11 protein-coding genes and 1 pseudogene are annotated in these 16139 nt (G+C 46.9%); 6 read left to right on the forward strand and 6 right to left on the reverse strand.

Annotated features, from left to right (window positions below):
* Positions 1 to 6 precede the first annotated feature (6 nt).
* Both HQQ92_RS10980 and HQQ92_RS10985 read left to right on the forward strand, forming a co-directional pair.
* Positions 7 to 1014, forward strand: a complete 1008-nt coding sequence (locus HQQ92_RS10980; RefSeq protein ID WP_173245301.1) for a RimK family alpha-L-glutamate ligase — start codon at positions 7 to 9, stop codon at positions 1012 to 1014.
* Positions 1015 to 1393: 379 nt separating this feature from the next.
* Complete coding sequence (locus HQQ92_RS10985; RefSeq protein ID WP_173245304.1) at positions 1394 to 2257, forward strand: hypothetical protein; 864 nt, start codon at positions 1394 to 1396, stop codon at positions 2255 to 2257.
* A 132-nt stretch (positions 2258 to 2389) separates the two neighbouring features.
* On the opposite strand, the pseudogene HQQ92_RS10990 reads toward HQQ92_RS10985, so the two are convergent.
* Positions 2390 to 4013, reverse strand: a pseudogene (locus tag HQQ92_RS10990) (M28 family metallopeptidase).
* A gap of 209 nt (positions 4014 to 4222) precedes the next feature.
* On the opposite strand from HQQ92_RS10990, the gene HQQ92_RS10995 reads away from it, so the two are divergent.
* The gene (locus tag HQQ92_RS10995) at positions 4223 to 5248 is read left to right on the forward strand and encodes a GGDEF domain-containing protein (RefSeq protein WP_028760265.1); all 1026 of its coding nucleotides are present in this window, start codon (positions 4223 to 4225) and stop codon (positions 5246 to 5248) included.
* Between the two features lie 105 nt (positions 5249 to 5353).
* Here HQQ92_RS10995 and HQQ92_RS11000 read toward each other — a convergent pair whose 3' ends face one another.
* From HQQ92_RS11000 to pdsO, 3 genes are all read right to left on the reverse strand, one after another.
* A complete protein-coding gene (locus HQQ92_RS11000) occupies positions 5354 to 6061 on the reverse strand; it encodes a class GN sortase (protein ID WP_173245309.1) in 708 nt (235 codons plus the stop codon).
* 10 nt (positions 6062 to 6071) lie between these two features.
* Positions 6072 to 8390 (reverse strand): marine proteobacterial sortase target protein, encoded by a 2319-nt coding sequence (locus tag HQQ92_RS11005; protein ID WP_173245312.1) that lies wholly within the window; start codon positions 8388 to 8390, stop codon positions 6072 to 6074.
* A 75-nt stretch (positions 8391 to 8465) separates the two neighbouring features.
* Positions 8466 to 9308, reverse strand: a complete 843-nt coding sequence (pdsO, locus tag HQQ92_RS11010) for a sortase-associated OmpA-like protein PdsO (protein ID WP_173245315.1) — start codon at positions 9306 to 9308, stop codon at positions 8466 to 8468.
* A gap of 258 nt (positions 9309 to 9566) precedes the next feature.
* Between pdsO and pdsR the strand changes: the two genes are divergently transcribed.
* The 3 genes from pdsR to HQQ92_RS11025 all read left to right on the forward strand — a co-directional run bounded on the left by pdsR (position 9567) and on the right by HQQ92_RS11025 (position 13941).
* On the forward strand, positions 9567 to 10259 hold the full coding sequence (pdsR, locus tag HQQ92_RS11015) for a proteobacterial dedicated sortase system response regulator (protein ID WP_006081337.1): 693 nt from the start codon (positions 9567 to 9569) through the stop codon (positions 10257 to 10259).
* Between the two features lie 93 nt (positions 10260 to 10352).
* Positions 10353 to 12512, forward strand: coding sequence for a proteobacterial dedicated sortase system histidine kinase (gene pdsS, locus HQQ92_RS11020; protein WP_028760269.1), 2160 nt, complete (start codon positions 10353 to 10355; stop codon positions 12510 to 12512).
* A 229-nt stretch (positions 12513 to 12741) separates the two neighbouring features.
* Positions 12742 to 13941, forward strand: coding sequence for a cystathionine beta-lyase (locus HQQ92_RS11025; protein ID WP_173245318.1), 1200 nt, complete (start codon positions 12742 to 12744; stop codon positions 13939 to 13941).
* A 158-nt stretch (positions 13942 to 14099) separates the two neighbouring features.
* Here HQQ92_RS11025 and HQQ92_RS11030 read toward each other — a convergent pair whose 3' ends face one another.
* Both HQQ92_RS11030 and yegD read right to left on the reverse strand, forming a co-directional pair.
* Positions 14100 to 14588, reverse strand: a complete 489-nt coding sequence (locus HQQ92_RS11030) for a CreA family protein (RefSeq protein WP_113941505.1) — start codon at positions 14586 to 14588, stop codon at positions 14100 to 14102.
* A gap of 45 nt (positions 14589 to 14633) precedes the next feature.
* Positions 14634 to 16100, reverse strand: coding sequence for a molecular chaperone (gene yegD, locus HQQ92_RS11035; protein WP_173245322.1), 1467 nt, complete (start codon positions 16098 to 16100; stop codon positions 14634 to 14636).
* Positions 16101 to 16139 lie beyond the last annotated feature (39 nt).

A 16139-nucleotide genomic window follows, 5' to 3' on the forward strand; every position in this document is an offset into this window, starting at 1 on the left:
TACTAAATGCGTGGTTGGATTTTATATAAAGAAACCGCGACTCAGCTAAAACCTGAATGGTATGAAATTGAGCGTCTACTGGCGGCAGCAAAAGCCGATAACATAGAGTTGGAAGTTTACGCACCTGATGAATTTGATCTGACTGTCACCAGAGAAGATAACAAGAGTATTTTATTGAATGGGCAAGCCGTCGAGCTGCCCGATTTTATCATTCCGCGAATGGGCTCAGGCACGACCTACTTTGCTTTAGCCATTATTCGTCACTTAGAAAGATTAGGGGTATATTGCCTCAATCCATCTAAAGCCATTGAAATCGTTAAAGACAAGTTATTCTCCCAACAATTGTTGGCCGAGAAGAATCTGCCTACGCCTAAAACCATGTTGGTTAAATTCCCCGTCGATATCGCCCTCGTAGAACGCCATCTCGGTTTTCCTGTGGTGATAAAAACACTTTCAGGCTCACAGGGCAGTGGTGTGTTTTTATCCCATAAGGCGCGTGAATTTGACGATTTAATGCAGTTGATTGAAGCGACCAATAAAAACGCTAACATCATTCTGCAAGAGTTTATCGCTAACAGTCATGGGCGCGATCTACGCGTATTCACTATTGGTGGTCGTGTGGCGGGTTGCTATGAAAGGCGTGGTCAAGAAGACAGCTTCAAAGCCAATGTCAGTGCCGGTGGTTCAGCGCGTCCATTTCAGATCACTCCTGAAATTGAATGGCTTGCCACCCAAACAGCCAATATTCTCGATCTTGATGTTGCAGGTATCGATTTATTGTTTGATAACGGCCATTACAAAATTTGTGAGGCTAACTCATCTCCAGGGTTTGAGGGCTTAGAGTCCTGTTTGAATGTGGATATTGCCGCGCAAATTTTGCATTTTATTCGTATCCGTTTAGGCATGTTTAATAAAAATGAACCAAGTAGCCCAAAAATCGTAGCTGATAGCGTAGAGGCTGAGACTTCTACCCCGTCACTTCTATCGTCTGCGTCCTCTATCGAGACGAAATAGAAGCACTAGGACATATCAATATCTAGCGGGTTCGTACCGCTAGATATTCTCAATATCGATGATTCTCCACCATGTTTGTGTCTATATCCATTTGTATCTAGCCCCATCAACAACGCAACAATCCTAAAGCCGTTCAGGAAGGAAACACTTGCCCTGAGTCTTTCAATCCACAATTGATGTGATCGCTCGCCCAAATTTCATTCAACCTCACGAGAACCAGCCCTACTTTTGTTTTGAATCACAATTTTTTGCATTTTTTAAAACATTTTGTTCACATTAAAAAATTTGCTGTTAAACTCCAAATGTTGTTTTTTTATGGCACTAAATTCTGACCTTATCGCTAAACATAATAAGAATAATGCAGGAGTCACTCCTTAACATGTCGATCCGCCTATTACCCCTAATCATAGCGTCACTGCTCAGCACTCAAGTGCAAGCCGATGATTTTACTATTCAGTTAGGCGGCTTTTATTCGCAATCAGACACCAATATGGAAGTCACTAACCCTATTTCGGGTAATAATTTCACCTTAGATTATGAGTCCGATCTACAACTTGCAAAAAACGAATTTTTACCCTTTATCGAGTTAAATTATCACTTTAACGAACGGCACAATATCTACCTAGACTGGAAACAGCTTCATCGTAACGCCGAAACCCAAGCCTTAACGAAACCCTTCCAGCTCGAGATTAACGACACCATTTATGATATCAAAGCAGGCGGTAATCTAAATTCAACCTTAAACATTGATGTACTGCGCTTCGGCTATGGCTATGATGTATTTCAAGGCAGTAACTATGATGTCGGTTTATCACTTGGTTTACATACTATGTTTATCAAGACAGGTTTTGAAGGGGTGATTGGTGTTTGCGCTTCATCGGAATTACTCAATAATGTCTGCGGTAGCCAAGCAATTCCGCGCATTGTTGACGAAAATGTCACTGCGCCACTGCCCGACATTGGCATATATGGTCAGTATGAATTTGTTCCCGGTTGGCAAATCACCAGCCATGCACAGTATTTTTACATCAAACTCAATGATGTCAAAGGCGAACTGGTTGATATTAAAGTGGGGGTTAATGCACAAATCACCCCAAACTGGCGTATGAGCGTGGCCTATAACTACTATAAAGTTGACGTTGATATCGCCCAAAATTCGCCGAATAAAGATACTCAAATCGCCGATTACAACATCTATTACAATTTTATTGGTCCTATGCTTTCTATCAGCTATTCCTTTTAATTCTATAAAAAATCTCTTCCCATATTGTATTAAACACCCCTTCTAACTCAAACAGTTGCCCGAACCCTAGCCAAATTAGTGCTAAAAAATAAGGGCGCCTACTGGACGCCCTCATGATCCAACCCATTAAACCTATTTACGGCCATCCTGCTCACGTTTGGCTTTAAAGTCTGATGATTCAAGCCAATGGGGCCAATCTGAACCATTCGCTAAGGTGGTTATCATACTGGCGATCAAGTCTAGGTCTTGACTCACCCCCTCCAACGTCCAATTTGGATCATAATCATCGGCTCCTTGGTGATATTTATGCGCAATATAGTCAGGATCTGTATCCCCAAGACTCATAAATAACAATCCTGGTACACCTTGCTGGGCCAGCGCAAAATGGTCTGATCTAAACATCAATCCATTCTGTGGTCTTGGATCCGCTTTTACCGAACGGTCTTGGGCTTTGGCGGCTTTATCTAAGTATTGCTCCAACTCAGATACCCCTTCCCCATAGCGCAAAATGTAATCCACGCCTTTATTTACATTCATGCCATCGATATTTAAAAAGGCGACGATATTTTTGGTTGGCACACTGGGATGCTGAGCAAAATGCTGTGCACCAATCAGACCCGTTTCTTCTGCAGTAAAGGCACTGAAGAGCACCGAGCGATCCAGTGGCGCCGTGCTAGCCTGCTGTTTGAAGTAACGCGCTAACGCTAAAACCCCCCGCCACACCGCTGGCATTATCGACCGCACCGTTTAAAATCTCTGACTTACCGTCTTCAATCACAGTGCCAAGGTGATCCCAATGGGCATGCATCATCACCACTTCGTCGGGGCGCGTTTTACCGGGCAGTAAGGCCGCGACGTTATGGGACTCGGCGCGTTCAATTTTATTGTTTAACGTGAGCTGCGCGCTCAGCTTAAGTGGGATAGCCTTAAAGTTTGGCTTAGCTGCTTGCCGTTTTAAGGTATCGAAATCCAATCCCGCTTTGGCAAAGATTTTTTGTGCGGCCTCGTGCTGAACCCAGCCCATCACGCCCACTTGACCTTGGTTATTATTGGCATCGACCAGAGTAAACTTAGTTCCTGTGTTGGAGTTTTGCACCACTCCCCAGCCATAGGCGGCTGGCGCGGTTTCATGGACAATAAACACGGCCTCAGCGCCTTGACGCGCCGCTTCCTCATATTTATAAGTCCAGCGACCATAATAGGTCATAGCATTGCCTTTAAATATTGTTGGATCTTGGGTCGCAAAGCCGGGGTCATTCACGAGTACGATGACCGTTTTGCCTTTTACATCTAACCCTTGATAATCATTCCAGCCATATTCGGGTGCATTGATACCATAGCCAACAAATACCACATCGCTTTTATTCAAGCTGACTTTTTCGGCGATTCTTTGGGTTCTCGCGGTAAATTCACTGCCATTAGCAAATTTAAGTCCGCCGATATCAAGCTGCATGTTTTGATCGGCACTAATTTGCGCCAAAGGAACCGCCTGTAAATAGCTATCGCCAAATCCGGGTTTGAGACCCATATCTTTAAATGCTGTCACTAAATAGTCTAAAGTTAACCTTTCACCTTCAGATAAGGGCGCGCGTCCCCCAAAAGCATCGCTCGCTAAGGTTTTCACATCGGTTCGGTATTGCACGAGATCGAGACTTTTCACAAATGCCGTTTCAGCAAAGACAGGTAATGAGATAGTGGCCAACAGACTTGTGGTTATGATTAAATTTTTCACAACTTTCTCCCAAGTTATTATCATTATTTGGTTTTAAGGATAGACTTTACCATATCATCTTTAATTTATGATGGAAGTCTTAGCGCAAACGGAGTCGCTACATCCAAGAGTAAACGGTAATCATGTCTCCATCTGACCGATATTTTTGTCGTTGACCTAAACCTGACTGCAACAGAATAAAAAATAGCGAAATTTTAAAATATCCGTGTATTTTCATTGAGTAAGGTAACAATATGTCGCTAGAGTTATTACAAGCCGCTGCACTGAACCTCAAAAAAGCAGTGCCTCTGATGCTCAAACATAAAATTCCGACCACCCCCGTTAACTATGCGCTTTGGTACACTTATGTTGGTGAACAAAATCCGGAGTTAAATCAACAACTCGATACTGTTATTGCCCAATACAATACTTGCCCTCCTGTCAGTAGCGAAATCTTGTATCGCCAATATGTTGCCGACCCAGTTGAACTCGATGTCAGAGAAATGCGCCAAAATCTGGATGCTATGGTGACTGAGCTTTCCCAATCACTCAAAGATACCAATCTAGATGCCAATGACTTCCAGTCACGTATCGAAAGTAATTTTGAAAAGCTCAACCGCATCGAAGACGAAGGCTTTAGCGTCGAACAAGTACTCGATCTGGTCCGCAGCTTAGTGAAAGAGTCGGACAATATTCGCTCGAGCACAGAGTTCTTTACCGGTCAGCTGCAGAAGGCTCAAACCGAAATAGACGCACTAAAGAAAAAACTTGAACAAACAGAAAAAGACGTTCTCTACGATGCACTGACGGGCTGCTTTAATCGCCGCGCCTTTGACACTGATTTTGCAGGAATGATAGCCCAAGCCCCCTTAGGCACTTGTGTGATCTTGGCTGATATCGACCATTTTAAAGTGTTTAACGACACCTATGGCCACCAGCTCGGCGACCAAGTGTTACGCGCCGTGGCGAAACGGCTACAGGAATCCTGCCGCGATGGCACAAAACTGTATCGGTTTGGCGGTGAAGAATTTGCGATTATTGTCCCTAAAAGTCAGCTACGTATCGCAAGGCAACTGGCCGAAGCTATGCGCCGTGGACTCGAAAAACTCAGTTTAAAAGACAGACGCAAAGACGAACGCATCAATAATATCAGTGCTTCCTTTGGCGTCGCCCAATGGCAAGAAAAACAAACGGGTATGCAATTGATTGAAGCGGCAGACAAATTACTTTATGAAGCCAAACGCTTAGGACGAAATCGTGTGCTGCCTATCAGTAACTGATGGTTATAACTTAGCCTGAAGCCGATAATTCAGCTTCAGGCTAAGATGATTAACAAAAGAGCATTTTTTTGAAAGCTACATGTAGGATTTAAATTAGATTTCAGATTAATGTTTGAAACTGCGAGAAACAGTTCCAATATTCCCTTGCACGCCACTCCCTATTGAAACTGATGCATTCGTACCGTGTGTTTCCATCGACTCATTTTCGACGGGTATCGCCTGCACCACAAACCGCAGTTCAGCACCGCCTTGAAGTGAATCGAAGGGATAACACGTAATTAACGTTAAGCGATTATCATCGGATGGCGCCATAAATTGAGTTTCGGTTTCATGTACGACCTGAGTCGCCACCACTTCATAAATAATGTGATTGCCTTTAAGCGTTTGTAACGATAATCGACGCCCCACCGCCATGCCATTGAGTATCGCAAAATGCGTATCCCTGTGGCCGGCAATCACAGTATTGCCTTTTTGCCCCGCTGGCGCACTGGACAACACCAGACTCGGACCAAAGGCCAAATTTCGCCCGGAAGCCCCCGCAAGAACATATAAACTGTCATTAAGCTCTGCTTCAATATTGTTGTTCGTCGCCACTTGCTCACGATGAATAGACAGCTTTGCCACGGGATAAGTATCCGCCCATGACCAAGGCTTATGGGATTGACCATCAGCCAAGGTTTTAGTCCACGCCTGTTCAATCAAATACTGGGCAAAGTGTGCTTTAGCTTGCATATAGAGTCCCTTTCCTAACAATGTTGCGCCAATTAAAAATAATCCCACCACTAAAAATCGCTGTGTTCTGCTTTTGCTCATCGCGCTTAACTCATCGTTCACTGGTAAGTGCCACCAAGGCCGCCTTCTCTTCCCGTCTTTGTCGAAGAATCGATCCCGTAAGAATCAAAGCGAGTAGCAAGGTCAGCGCACCTAATAACATATCCAAACGGCTTGACGTCGCGGTTTGCGGCAAGGCGCCAAAAGGTTGCCAACCTAAGGGCAAGTGCTGACGAACCACGGCATCACGGCTCATTGCAGTTGAATCAATTGGGGTTAAGTCCACCGCCACTAAGCTGGTATAGGCGCTGACTAAGTGATAATTCATTGATAAGGCCGTCACTTGCTGTTTGACCTTGTCATCATTCGCGCCATTTTTACTCAACTCCAATGCACCAATCTGTTTACGCGCCCACAGCAAATCTAAACCCGCACCTTGATGGGTCATCAATCCTGCGGAGTTGTCCTGCAGCGAGAGCGACTGTTGCCAGTTTTGATGCCCTTGGCGTCCTGAAATCACTAACTCCTGTGGCTCACGGGCGCTGCGCTTTAGACTCACGAGCACTGGCTCACCGCGGTACAGATCGGCAATCGGTGATGGCCAGTAATCGGGCACACTGCCATCATCAAAACGCACTTGAATATCGGTTAACACTGGATATTGAATTTTGCTGAGTAAGGCGCTGATCTTCTCATCGACTTCATCCACTTTGCCAATATAGGTAAAAGTGCCACGACCGAGTTCAGCCGCCCTTTGCATAAAGTGAGAATTAGGCGCCGAACCTATGCCGACAGTAAATAGGCGGCTCTCACCGATTTGATAGCGGATCAAATCAAATAACGCTTGTTCATTGCCCACAGAGCCGTCGGTCATAAAGATCACTTGGCGCAAAGGCTGCGTTGCATCAAGCGATACACTGCCCAAGGATTTTGGCAAGGCAGCGTCCAGTGCTAACGCCATTTCAGTGCCACCATCGGCCTGTAAACGGCTCACAAACTGACGGGCCCGTGACAAATTCGACGAAGTCGCCGGCAATGGCACTGCTGAGAACTGAGATAAACTGGAGTTAAATTCGATAATGTTAAAACTGTCCTCCGGCTTCAGTCCTTTTAACGCGTATAACAGTGCATTTTTAGCTTGAACGATAGAATCCCCCGCCATAGAGCCCGAAGTATCAATCACTAAAATTAATTCACGGGGCAAACTCGGCTGAGTACTCTTTTCAACCTTAGGAGGCAACACCATGACGAGACTGTAATTATCATCATTTACGCCGCTGGTTTTACTTGTCTCAAGTGTATCCTGAGACAGATTTTCGCCATCGAGCTTATGGGTTTTACCTTGCTGATTAAACACCCAAGCCATTGGGCTCGTGCCCTGCTGTACTCGCCATTGCAGCACAAAATCACGATTAGCGGGCACACGTTGCGCCAGCGATACATCGACCGCGCCGCTGTTGTCTTGCTTGAGTTTGATGTCATGGTAAGGACTCTCAATGGACGCTTTATCAACCCCCTTTGCGAGTAAGACTTGAATGTCTGCCTTCAGCACAGGATCGCGTCCACTGGCGCCGTCCCGCACTGGTGCCACAATCCGGTCAGCATCAAACACCTGCGAACTTGTCACTCGGCTTGATTGGCGCACCTGTGCCATAGGATCATGTGAGTCGCTAGCACTTGAATCCGATGTTAATCCCGGAATATAACGGGGCGCGACCACCAGCGGAAAACGTAAACTAAACAAACCATCTTCATATTTAATGGTCTCCTGATAGCTGATTTCTACAATCAGCTCCTCTTGAGGTGCTAGGTTTGCGACTTCGGTCGTGAACATATTAGGCCGCTCTTGGCTCACTAAGCTGGCACGTTTGCCTTCAGCTTTCGCTTGCTCAAAAATCTGCTTGGCATCGGCCTTAGGATGAATTTGCCCTTCGATCACTCTCTGGCCTATATGTAATCGCAACGAATCCACCGCAGCCTCATTGGGCAGCGGGAACAAATATTGCCCATTCAACACAAATTCAGTATTGTTGCGAAAAACCTGTTTCACGCTCACGCGATTACTTAAGCCAGAGACTTGCATCGACACTTGTGTATCAAGCGGCAAAGATGGCACCCATGCACCGCTCGGCTGGCGATAAAGCAACAGCCCCTGCGTGATATCATCGTAATTAATGATGTGTGACTCTGCCGTTCTGTGAGAACTATGTTGCCCGACCAATGCCGAAGCCATATTCTGTGGCGCAGACAATGTGCCGGTACTATTCGGCGAAGCCAATGCCACAAAGGGCAAACCCCAACACACGGCGGCACTGATCAGCAATACCGCCACCGCTTCACTCACTTCTTTTACCCTTTTCCCTGTGATCATCACAAAGGCTTCCTCTATTAACAAATATGAACTGATGTTGGTTGTCGTTAATATGAACGACGTAAAATGGACTACTTAAATTGATCGCAAGTCAGCAGCATGCCTGGCCGTCAAGACCAAATGAGGCTGTAGTGTTAATGTCACGCGGCGGTCGAACACATCCGATTCTCTGTCTTGGTCGGCTTTCAAAGGCGATAAAGCGCCAAAGGCTTGAGTGGTCATGCGCTCGGCAGTGACGCCTTGCTTAATCAGGTAGCCACGCACCTCCAGTAGACGCTGCTCAGAAAGGGCTTGGTTGTAACTCTCATCACCACGGCGGTCGGCATAACCCTTCAGCTCAAGATTGAGTTCTGGTGACAAATTCATCACCTCAGCCACATCATCTAATTGGGGCAAAAAATGCGATTCAACCTCAGAGGAACCGGTACGAAACTGTACGCTAAGCCCCAAAGCAAGTTCACTGAGCAATTGACGTTGCGCTGACAACAACTCATCAAGCTCTTGCTGCGCCTTGGTATATTCGCTCGCCCGTTTTTCGGCGGCTTGCTGTTTTACACTCCACTCGGATAACTGGGACTCTTGCAAATGGATCTGTCTTTGCTGAACATGCAATGTGTCTGTATCGCTGACTGATTTGCCAATTAAGGTGCCTGTGAACGCACCAATAATGGCCCCCACTGGACCACCGACTAACGCCCCTACTAAGGCTCCACCACCGAGGCCAATGAGGGCTTCCGGTTGTTCGTCCTCGCTTGCGTATTCGTCATCCATCGCTATACCGCTAGCATAGGCATCATTTTCTAGGGTGAAGTCTTGTCCTATCACTTGGTTTTGCAGTGAAACCCGCGCCGACACATTGGCTACAGGTGCGCTTAATAAACTCAAAACCAATAGATTAATTAGTGTCTTTTTCATCATCTCATTCCTTTTTGATTATTAGCTGAGCTTGGACTCGTACCTGAAGCAATCCACTCAACACCACATCAGGTCAAACGGGTACAAAACTGAATGGGGCTATTAAACACAAGTGGAATGGCATGAGCAGGGATGGAAAATGGCAATGCAACTATCAATTGTGGCAACAAAATGGCAATTGCATTTGTGGCCTTTTTTCTCGGGAAAAATCCTGTATAGTCACGAAAACTTACTCCCCCAAGTCAATAGGAATACGGCTCTATGAAGCGTATCGCCATAGTGGAAGATGAAGCGGCCATTCGCGAGAATTACAAGGACGTGCTGCAACAACACGGTTACAGCGTGCAAACCTACGCCGACAGACCATCGGCCATGCTAGCCTTTAATACCCGTTTACCAGATTTAGCCATTATCGACATCGGCTTAGGTAATGAAATTGATGGCGGCTTTATGCTATGTCAGTCATTGCGCGCCATGTCGAGCACGCTGCCGATCATCTTTTTAACCGCCCGTGACAGTGACTTTGATACTGTGTGTGGCCTGCGTTTAGGCGCCGATGATTACTTGAGCAAAGAAGTGAGTTTCCCCCATTTAACCGCACGGCTAGCCGCATTGTTTCGACGCTCTGAACTTGCGGCCAGCCAAACGGCGCAGGAAAACCTGCTCGAACGTGGCCCACTGACCATTGATGCCAACCGCATGCAAGTCTACTGGAACCAGTTACCAATCGAACTTACCGTGACCGAATTTTGGATGGTGCATGCGTTAGCCAAACATCCAGGCCATGTACGCAGTCGCCATGAATTAATGCAAGAGGCTAAAATCTTTGTCGATGACAGCACTATCACCTCCCATGTGAAACGCATTCGCAAAAAGTTTATCGCTACCGCGCCAGAGTTTGATTGTATTGATACTGTCTATGGTATGGGTTATCGCTGGGACAGCTTGGCCTGATCTATGGCTTAACCAACCTTTAAGCGCGCGGCGTTGAACCAGATAACCTTGGATGAATAAACTTTTAAACCCATTAATGCTGATCCCTAACTTATGACACGTTTCCCCTTTGGTCTACGCACTAAAGTCATCGGCCTTAGCCTGTTCTTGCTCTGCCTACCTTGGCTGGGGTATCAATATGTGTGGGAAATGGAAAAGTATCTTCGCCACGGCCAAGAACGCACCTTAGAAGGCACCACTCAAGCACTGGCCACCGCGCTGCACGAGCGGCCAAAATTGTTCGATGGGCAAGCGAGTTTTTTAAAGCAAGTGGAAAAAAGCCGCGATCTATACGCCTATCCACTGGCGGGGGCGATTCTACTCGACGGCAAACTCAACGAATGGCAGGAATATCAGCACAGATTTATCCAATACGGTGAGGCGCACCAAATTATGCGTGCCGATCCGAACGCCCCCCTGACCTTAAGCTTTACCCACATGGTCGGACAATACGATGGTTATCTGTATGCTTTTTTTCAAGTCATTGATCCAACAGTGGTACTGCGGGGTAAAAATGCCCTAAGTGTCGATAGAAACGATCATCTCTCGATTGCGACACTCGCGCCCGACAATAAATTCAAACGCTATATCGTTGCCACGACTCAACCCGGCTGGATCAGCGCCTTCGAATTACCCGCTAATCCTAAGCAAACTGTGCCTGTTACACCTGAGGTGCGCATCCAAGGACAATGGGCGACGACCGATGTGGGCTACAATGTCGAGCTGCGTATTCCCTTAGACATGGTCGGCAGCAAACTCGGATTTGCCATTGCCGATGTCAACGACAGCAAATACCGTGATGTCGCTGCAGTTGTCGGCACCTCGGCCTTAGATACGGTCGACAATCTCGGCACTGTGCTGGTACCATCACCGGAAATAGAAAGTATTATCAAAGGCATGAGCCACTATAGCTCACGTATTTGGGTGGTTGATAAACACGGCCGCGTACTGGCAAAATCCGGTGACATTCGCGCGAATGACAGTGTATGGACCCGCACCTTAGAAGATGAAAAGAGCACCGCGCTGTGGGATACCTTCAAGCGTGATTATCTGCATCCGCTGTACTATAAAATTCTCACTAAACCGCCCAAAGACTTTATTGATTCCTTACAAGATTCCACCGAGCTTGACGGCAGTCATATCCAAAAAGCCCTCGCGGGTCAGCAAAGTTCGACTTGGCGGTTAACCCCAGACAACAAAGCCGTGGTACTCGCCGCCGCCAGTCCTATTTGGATTGATAACAATGTGATGGGTGCCGTCGTCGCCGAAGAAACCACCCACGGAATTCGAACCCTACGCAACCGAGCGCTGGAAAAACTCTTTAACGTGATTTTGACCATAATGAGTATGGGCACCTTGGCGCTGTTCTTCTTCGCCTCGAGTATTTCTAACCGCATCCGTAAATTGCGCGATGAAGCCGAAAATGCCATCGACAGCCAAGGCCGTGTGCGTAATCACCTCAAACCGTCGAAGGCTCGGGATGAAATTGGCGATCTCTCCCGTAGCTTCTCTAGCATTGTGGGACGACTGGGTCAGTACACTCACTATCTAGAAAACATGTCGTCGCGCCTGTCCCATGAGTTGCGCACGCCCGTGGCTGTGGTGCGATCATCCCTTGAGCATTTAAACCTGCAAACCTTAGATAAAGACACGCAAAAATATGTCGACCGCGCCCAAGAAGGTGTCAGCCGCTTAAGCATGATTTTAAACAACATGAGCGAGGCAACACGCTTAGAACAGAGTTTAACGCAGGCCGATATCACCAAGTTCCCACTCTCCCAAGTGGTCAGCGGTTGTATGCAAGGTTATCAAATGACCTATCCAGAACAAGGCTTTAGTGTGAAAGTGCCCGAACAACCACTGATGATGCAAGGTGTGCCAGAATATATCGCCCAGTTAATGGACAAACTTATCGCTAACGCCATTGAGTTTTGCCATAAAGACAGTGCTATCGAAGTCACGCTCACCCAAGTGGGTAAGCAAGCAACTCTGCTTATCAGTAACTTAGGGCCTGAACTGCCCATTGATATGTCGGAGCAGATTTTCGATTCCATGGTGTCGGTGCGGATTAATCAAGCCCAAGATAAACCCCACCTAGGCTTAGGTCTGTATATCGCGCGATTGGTCGCCGAGTTCCACCAAGGACAAATCCTTGCCCGTAATCGCAGCGAACATAATGGTGTGGATATCCTTGTTACCTTACCTTTAAATTAAGAACATGCGGGCTTTAAGTTAAGCGTGTTACAGCTTTTAAGCCCTGCGTCATAATCTCAACAGCTAAAATACAGGAGGCCAATAACATGAGCCAAACTCATCACGTGCCTCCTGTCATTTATGCGGGCAGATGCTAAGATGACCGCCATAACAATCGATTAGAAACGCCAATTATTCTCCCAAATTGTTCAATCTCTTCGTTCAACCTAAATGCCAAGGTAATGATCCAATGACAGATAGACATCATCAAGCCACTCAAATCGTCAGCTTAGGTCGAGACAAAAAATGGACCAAAGGCGTGATCAATCCGCCCGTCTTTCGCGCTTCGACTATCGTCTTCGAAACAATGGATGAAATGCGCCACGCCGCAAAAAATAAAACCAATGGCGAGATGTTTTATGGCCGCCGTGGCACCCCAACCCATTTTGCCTTTCAGGCCGCGATTGCCGAACTAGAAGGCGGCGTCGGTACGGCGCTGTATCCTTCTGGCGCTGCGGCGATCAGTGCGGCGCTACTGTCATTTTTAAAAACGGGCGATCACCTGTTAATGGTTGATAGCGTGTATGAGCCAACGCGGGATCTGTGTACCCATATTCTCGGCGGTTTTGGTATCGAAACCACCTATTACGATCCGCTGATTGGCGCAGGCATTCGCGACCTCATTCGCCCCAATACTAAGGTTCTGTTTTTAGAGTCTCCGGGCTCCATCACCATGGAAGTGCAAGATGTACCGACCTTGTGCCGCATCGCCCACGAACATGGGTTGATCACTATGCTGGACAACACTTGGGCCTCGCCCATCAATAGCAAACCCTTTGAAATGGGTGTAGATATCTCAATTCAAGCGGCGACCAAATATATCGTCGGTCACTCGGATGTGATGATAGGCACGGCCACGGCCAACGAAAAATACTGGCCACAATTACGTGAACACAGCTATTTGATGGGACAAACCACATCGCCAGACGATGTGTACCTTGCTGCCCGCGGCCTACGTACCTTAGGCGTGCGTATGGCGCAACATGAAAAAAATGCCCTGCAAGTGGCCAACTGGTTGAAAAACCGGCCAGAAGTCGATCATCTACGTCATCCCGCGTTTGATACATGCCCTGGGCACGAATTCTTTAAACGCGACTTTAGTGCCTCCAACGGCTTGTTCTCCTTTATCTTAAAACAGGGCGATGGCGATGCGGTCACCGCACTGGTTGAAAATATGAGTCACTTTAAGATGGGCTTTTCTTGGGGCGGCTACGAGAGTTTAATCCTCGGCATTTTCGGTATTGAAAAAATCCGCTCAGCAACTCAATGGGATGCGAGCAAACCTTTGATCCGTTTACATATTGGTTTAGAAGATCCCGCTGATTTAATCGCCGATCTCAGTGCTGGGTTTGAACGCTTTAACGCAGTATTGGCGGCCAAAGCTAAGTAACGATATTTAATGTGCTAAGTGCTAGCAGAATATATAAAAAAGGGGCGGAATAAATATTCTGCCCCTTCTCTTATCGGTACTGATACAAATACGAATTTTTATTGCAATATCATTATGCTTATAGCAAATAAACCGCTAAATCATAAACTCTACAGCGATTAATGCGCTTTCGTTCCAATACTTAATGCAGGATCGACCCAAGCCGCAGAGCCATAAAGCGGCACTGTTGAGAGCGCATGTTTATGGCTGCCATTGGTCTCTTTCGTCGAATAGGACAAATACAACAGAGTCTGATTTTGCGCATCGTAAATTCTACGCACTTTTAATGACTTAAATAAAATACTCAGGGATTCAGTGAAAATCACTTCGCCGTGTTTCCCCATATCTATCTTCGCCAGATCGGCCGCAGTAATTGGCCCAGTTTGACGGCAACTGATCCCCATATCGGACGGATCAGCAAAATCTAAATTGGCTTCGATACGACTGATATGGCAAGTCACCCCAGGTATTTTAGGATCGTTTTTAGCATCAATAATCACATCTTTAGTGGTAAAAAGCCCTAAGCTCACCTTACCCACATCGTCACCACAACCCGCAAGCAATAGACCTACAGAGGCCGCAAACGCACACTTCAACAGAGTTTTCATTCATACATCCTTTTACATTAGTGCTGATATGCTAGCGCTTATATATTAATGCGTAGCGAATAGCTTTTGTGCCCAGCGGGTTAATCCTGCTGTCACAGAGCCAAAGTGATCGCCGACCACGACCGGAATATCGGGATAAATACCAGCGATTTTCGCATAAATTGCTGGGCTTCGTGCCGTCCCCCCCGTCACGTAAATCACATCGGGTTTGCACTCTGCTTCAGCTGATAAATCCTCTGTTGCTGAGCGGTTTACCGCGACATTTGTTGCAGCCAAAGTTTTTGCAGCTTGCGTGAGCGCTTGGTGCATCAGGGCTTCCACTTTCGTCAGCGACGGCTCAATGGCATTTTCAAACAAGTCACGACTCACACCCGCGTGCAGCGCAGCTTCGATAAAATCCAGATTAACATCTGTATTATCGGTATCTGATAGCGCAATTTTCGCACGCTCGGCTTGGCGAACCAGTTGATAGCTTAACTGCTGCTGTTGCACCTTTAACAATCGCTTCAGTAACTGTGGCTGCTCGGCTTCTTTAACCAATTCATCAATCAATTTACGGCTACTTAAGGTACTGAATTCTCGCTGGGCGCTAATATCATTCACTGCGACCGCATTCCAAAATGTTTTACTGGGCATAGGTTTGCCATTAATCATCAAGGAACCTAAACCAAAGTGCGGCATAAAGGCATTCATTGCAAGGGCGATATCGAGATCGTTACCGCCGATCCGCTGGCCGCTGTGACCGAGGAAATCTTCACTGCGATCCGCTTTTTGTTTATGGGCGGGTCCCATTTTTACCACAGAGCAGTCCGTTGTACCGCCGCCTACGTCGACGACCAATACCGTTTTGTTGTCGGTCAAGGTCGCCTCATAATCCATCCCCGCCGCTAACGGCTCGAACAGAAAATCAACGTCGATGAAACCCGCGCGTTTTGCCGCTAAGGTCAAAATGGCTTCAGCCTGACGGTTACTCTCTTCTCCGCCTATGCCTTGAAAATTCACCGGACGACCAATAATCGCATGGGTGATCATCGCAGTGCTACCCTGATTAACAAGGTCCTTTTCAACTAACACAGATTCGGCGCGCACTTTAATGTGCTGCATCATCAAGGTAACAATATCTTCAAACAGGGCCACTTGTTCGGGTCTAAGCCCTGTCGCGCCTAAAAAGGATTTTGGCGAACGGACATAGAATCCCTCCTCCGGCATCTCTAAATACGCGCTCACCGCCTGCTCGCCAACAAATACAGCCTGAACATCGGCATCGAGATCTAACTCATGGCGCACCATACGGGCGCGACTCAATTGCGCGGCGCGCTTTTTGGCGTAATCGGCTTTTAATTCAGTGGGAAGGCCACGATAAACCGCCTCGGCGATCAGTTCCCTGTCCATCGCGTATAAGGTCGAAGGCAAATAAGCTGATTGCTCTGATAATGCCAATAACTGCACACCATCTTCCAGCATGATCCCTACGGCGCAGTTAGCACTACCATAATCAAATCCAACAAACATACCTTTTACTCCCGCGATAAAAAAGCCGAGCAAGATAAC

Source organism: Shewanella sp. DC2-4, from assembly GCF_013248875.1.
In the GTDB taxonomy this organism is placed as follows: Bacteria; Pseudomonadota; Gammaproteobacteria; order Enterobacterales; family Shewanellaceae; genus Shewanella; species Shewanella oncorhynchi.

Excerpts from the sequence above, each read along its gene's own strand:
- HQQ92_RS10980 (WP_173245301.1), top strand. The coding sequence starts at position 7 with ATGCGTGGTTGGATTTTATATAAAGAAACCGCGACTCAGCTAAAACCT.
- HQQ92_RS10985 (WP_173245304.1), top strand. The coding sequence starts at position 1,394 with ATGTCGATCCGCCTATTACCCCTAATCATAGCGTCACTGCTCAGCACT.
- HQQ92_RS10995 (WP_028760265.1), top strand. The coding sequence starts at position 4,223 with ATGTCGCTAGAGTTATTACAAGCCGCTGCACTGAACCTCAAAAAAGCA.
- HQQ92_RS11000 (WP_173245309.1), bottom strand. The coding sequence starts at position 6,061 with ATGAGCAAAAGCAGAACACAGCGATTTTTAGTGGTGGGATTATTTTTA.
- HQQ92_RS11005 (WP_173245312.1), bottom strand. The coding sequence starts at position 8,390 with ATGATCACAGGGAAAAGGGTAAAAGAAGTGAGTGAAGCGGTGGCGGTA.
- pdsO (WP_173245315.1), bottom strand. The coding sequence starts at position 9,308 with ATGATGAAAAAGACACTAATTAATCTATTGGTTTTGAGTTTATTAAGC.
- pdsR (WP_006081337.1), top strand. The coding sequence starts at position 9,567 with ATGAAGCGTATCGCCATAGTGGAAGATGAAGCGGCCATTCGCGAGAAT.
- pdsS (WP_028760269.1), top strand. The coding sequence starts at position 10,353 with ATGACACGTTTCCCCTTTGGTCTACGCACTAAAGTCATCGGCCTTAGC.
- HQQ92_RS11025 (WP_173245318.1), top strand. The coding sequence starts at position 12,742 with ATGACAGATAGACATCATCAAGCCACTCAAATCGTCAGCTTAGGTCGA.
- HQQ92_RS11030 (WP_113941505.1), bottom strand. The coding sequence starts at position 14,588 with ATGAAAACTCTGTTGAAGTGTGCGTTTGCGGCCTCTGTAGGTCTATTG.
- yegD (WP_173245322.1), bottom strand. The coding sequence starts at position 16,100 with ATGTTTGTTGGATTTGATTATGGTAGTGCTAACTGCGCCGTAGGGATC.